Origin of the sequence: Lelliottia sp. (assembly GCF_045627565.1) — a bacterium.
Classification (GTDB): Bacteria; Pseudomonadota; Gammaproteobacteria; order Enterobacterales; family Enterobacteriaceae; genus Enterobacter.
The window spans coordinates 1-3,852 of record NZ_JAZQNX010000017.1 but is presented as its reverse complement, the minus strand read 5'-3'; the positions used below and the strand labels follow the sequence as shown (position 1 = coordinate 3,852).

7 protein-coding genes are annotated in these 3,852 nt (G+C 53.9%); all 7 read left to right on the top strand.

Annotated elements, in window-relative coordinates:
- On the top strand, positions 1 to 329 hold a 329-nt coding region (locus tag ACKI5T_RS09720; protein ID WP_407437198.1), incomplete at its 5' end, for a hypothetical protein.
- Between the two features lies 1 nt (position 330).
- The gene (locus ACKI5T_RS09715; protein WP_407437197.1) at positions 331 to 915 is read left to right on the top strand and encodes a hypothetical protein; all 585 of its coding nucleotides are present in this window, start codon (positions 331 to 333) and stop codon (positions 913 to 915) included.
- Positions 912 to 1,322 carry a DUF4128 domain-containing protein gene (locus ACKI5T_RS09710; RefSeq protein ID WP_407437196.1) on the top strand — a complete coding sequence of 137 codons (411 nt, stop codon included), beginning with the start codon at positions 912 to 914 and terminating at the stop codon, positions 1,320 to 1,322. The genes ACKI5T_RS09715 and ACKI5T_RS09710 overlap by 4 nt, the downstream gene beginning before the upstream one ends.
- 66 nt (positions 1,323 to 1,388) lie before the next feature.
- Positions 1,389 to 2,060 carry a phage tail protein gene (locus ACKI5T_RS09705; protein ID WP_407437195.1) on the top strand — a complete coding sequence of 224 codons (672 nt, stop codon included), beginning with the start codon at positions 1,389 to 1,391 and terminating at the stop codon, positions 2,058 to 2,060.
- A gap of 63 nt (positions 2,061 to 2,123) precedes the next feature.
- A complete protein-coding gene (locus tag ACKI5T_RS09700) occupies positions 2,124 to 2,435 on the top strand; it encodes a phage tail assembly chaperone (protein ID WP_407437194.1) in 312 nt (103 codons plus the stop codon).
- The gene (locus ACKI5T_RS09695; protein ID WP_407437199.1) at positions 2,432 to 2,743 is read left to right on the top strand and encodes a DUF1799 domain-containing protein; all 312 of its coding nucleotides are present in this window, start codon (positions 2,432 to 2,434) and stop codon (positions 2,741 to 2,743) included. The genes ACKI5T_RS09700 and ACKI5T_RS09695 overlap by 4 nt, the downstream gene beginning before the upstream one ends.
- Positions 2,743 to 3,852 (top strand): phage tail length tape measure family protein (locus tag ACKI5T_RS09690; RefSeq protein ID WP_407437193.1); only part of this gene is annotated, 1,110 nt, incomplete at its 3' end. The genes ACKI5T_RS09695 and ACKI5T_RS09690, both read left to right, overlap by 1 nt.

Here is a 3,852-nt window from a genome sequence, read left to right as displayed (position 1 = left end):
TGCAGGCGACCGCCACCCGCATGATTAAGCAGAATGGCGTCTCTTATAACGTTACTCGTAAGGGTACTGTAACGGTTATCGGCGGTGTTGAGCATAAAACGGAAGATCTCCGCTTCAAAGCAACCGGCGTAAAGACGGCATACAAACCGGGTGAGATTGACGGAACCGTTATCGAAAGCGGTGATGTACAGATCGTCTTTACTGCTGAGCAGCTAATCATAACTGGGGACCTGGTCGACGTGGATAGCGTAACGCATCGCGTGGTGAAACCGAATCCGTCGAAACCGGGATCTGTCGTGCTCTGCTATAAGGCACAGTTGAGGGCATAACATGGGGGATAACCAGGCATTTACTGCAGCCATCACCGCTTTTGTGGACCAGGCGAAAGCGAATCAGGAAGCTTTGGTACGCGCGGTCGGCATCCGGATCCTCAACCAGTTGGTTATGATGTCACCCGTTGGCAATCCCGAGCTCTGGGGGATAAACCAGACGGCAGCTTCTTACAATCAGGCTGTCTATGACCACAACGAGGCACAAAGAGCTGTACCTTCCAACCTGACTAAAACCGGACGGCTCAAGAAAAAGGCCCGGCTGGTGGATGGGATGGATATCAAGGCACCGCCAGGCTATACCGGCGGGCGGTTTCGCGGCAACTGGCAGGTGTCGTTTGATGCGCCCACGACCGAGGAGAACGGGCGGATTGACAAGACCGGCGATCTCACCAAAGCCGCGGGAAACTACACGCTTTCACTGTTCAAAGTTGGGATGCGTTCAATCTACTTCTGCAACAACGTCCCTTATGCCTATCCGCTTGAAATGGGGCACTCCACCCAGGCGCCGGGCGGGATGGTGCGGATCACTGCTGCAGAGTTTCAGCGATTCTTTGATGATGTAATCAGGGAGGTTGTGAAGTGATTCCTGACATTGCCGCAGCGCTGGCCAGCAGGCTAGGTGGATGGGCTGATGCAAATGGTATCCAGGTTGCCTGGGAAAACGTGCCATTTACCCCACCTGCAGACGCAATCTATCTCGCTGTTCACGATATGCCAGCCACGCCGCGCACCCTCGATCTCGGACTCCGCTGCCGGACGTACTCTGGTGTCTACCAGATTAACGTTGTTGCACCGGCCGGAACAGGCCGTTCTGATGCCGTTGCGCTTGCGAGACAGGTGGTGGAGTTATACCCCGAAGGGCAGGAGATTAATGGCAGTGGCTTCACTTGCTGGATAGATGGCGCGCCTGGTATTTTCCGCGGGATCCCTGGACCTGTCTCCTACACCGTTCCTGTCAGTCTCAATTATCGCGCTGATATATCCAGTTGAGTCTCTCAGCGTTCCATTTCTGGCCGGCCCTGTGCCGGTTTTCTTATTTCTGAAGGAGAACACAATATGGGCTTTGCACTGCCTAACGGCGCTCACGTTTATCTGGCATCGGGCTATGGCCCAGCCATTGCTTTCACCGGGGCGACGAACGCGGAACACGCGGTGATAACCGTGAGCGAAGCCGATGCACTCAAGATCGGCGACGTCGTTCACGTGAACTGCAACTGGTCTGGTATTGATAATGTCATTGCGAAAATTGACGCGATTGCAGAAAGCGCTGTGACGCTTCGCAATATCAATACCACCAACAAAAACAAATATGCCGCTGGCGGCGGTAGCGGCTCAATCCGGAAGGTGCTTGAGTGGACTGAACTGCCGCAAATCACCGAGGTGTCAAAATCCGGTGGCGATCAAAACACTACACAGATTCAGTTCCTGAGCGACGACCGCCAGCGCAACCTGAACACCTATAAATCCGCTGTTTCCCAGACCTACTCGATCGCGCATGACTCCACACTGCCGGTTTATCCGTTGCTGCGCCAACTGGACGAAGATGAAGAGACTGTAGCGGCTTACATGTACGTGCCGAAGGCAAAGGAGAACCGTTACTGGGCTGCGACCGCATCCTTTGACGACACGCCATCCACGGCGGTAAACGAAGTGGAAACGGTGAGCGTAGTGCTGAATCTGCAGTCGCCGGCGATGACGTTCTACAAAGTGACCGACGCTGCAGCTTAACCTGACTGACTTTCCACCTTACAAGCCTCCATTCCGGAGGCTTTTTTACGCTAAGAGGTTACGATGGCGACCAAATTCACCCTACAGCCCAAACCAACTTCCAAGGCCAACGTTTCCATCCCGCGCGCTGGTGATGAGGATGGCGTGCTGACTTTTACCTTTAACCACAAGCCGCTTAAGGAGCTGGCAGATTTGGAGAAGCTGGAGGGCAAAACCACCACCGATTTTCTGATGGAAATCATTTCAGGCTGGGCGCTGCCTGATGCTTTCAACGCAGACAACCTGGGGTTGCTCCTGGAAAACTACCCGGCGGCCATGAAGTCCATCCCGGAGACCTATTATCGCGAACTGATGGGCCAGCGCGAAAAAAACTGATAGCGGTTGCCTCGGCGTTCTATACGCCTGAACCCACAGCAGCAGACCTGGCTCCTTATGGGCTGAGTCCGGACGATTACGATGATGAGATCGTGGACGTATGGCCCGATGTATGGCTTTCGTTCTTAGTGTTCCAGGCTGTCAGTACACAGTGGCGCACGGGAATGGGTGGCGCAACGGGCCTGGACTACAACGTCTTGCCATGGTTAATGCGCCTTCATAACGTGAGCGACGAGGTAACCGCACTTTCAGATATACAGGTTATGGAGCGCGCAGCATTGAAAATTATGCATAAAGAGAGGGCGTAATGAGTAACGATATCGCCACTATTTCGTTGCGCGTTAACACCAGTGATCTGGAGCGCGGTAGCCGAGAACTGGAACATTTTCAGGACACTGCAGCCGCGGCAGCAGGTAAAGCCGATGATCTGAACAGCACGTTCCGCACCGGTGTTGATAACCAGAAAAAAAACAGCGAAAGCCTGAAGCAGCAGCGGCAGGAGCTACAGAACCTGCTGAATAAAATCAGCCCGGTTAATAAGGCTCTGGATGAACTGGACTCAATTCAGGAAAGCCTGGCTAACTTTCGCGGTAAAGGGCTGGTGGCGGATGAAGATTTTAACCGTTACAACAGCGTACTCGAGACGACCCGTACAAAACTGGCGCAGGTCATGGAGTCTGAAACGACAGAAGGGCGAGCTCGCATTGAGCAGGCTCAAGCGGCACAGAGAGCGGCAGCCTCAGGTAAAACGTTCATTGCATCACTGGAAGAGCAGACAGTTGCAATCGGCAAAACACGCGCTGAAATTCTGGAGCTAAAGGCCGCACAACTCGGAGTGACACAGCAGGCTGCTCCGATGATCGCCAAACTAAAAGAGCAGGAAAACGTCTGGAAGAACGGCGCTATCAGCGCAGGCCAATACCGAAATGCTATGCGATACCTGCCAATGCAGATGACGGATATAGCAACGTCGCTGGCTTCGGGCATGCCGCTTTATATGGTTGCTATACAGCAGGGCGGTCAACTGCGTGATTCGTGTGGCGGCGTGGCTAATCCTCTGAAAGCAATGCTCTCGCTGGTGACCCCGGCGAAGCTGGCCATAGGAGGAATGATTGGTGTCGCAGGGCTACTGGTCGCGGCCTGGTACAAGGGTTCTCAGGAGGCATCTGAGTTTAACCAGCAGCTGATATTGACCGGAAACTATGCGGGGAGAACAACCACACAACTCACCGCGCTGGCAAAGTCTATATCAGGTGGCGGAGTTACACAGTATGCGGCTTCATCAGTTTTGTCTCAGGTGGTGGGCTCAGGAATGTTTGATGCGAGCAAGCTTGAAACAGTGAGTCGCGCGGATATTGCGATGAAACAGGCAACCGGGCAGGGGGTTGACAAGCCTATAAGTCGGATCATTGGCATG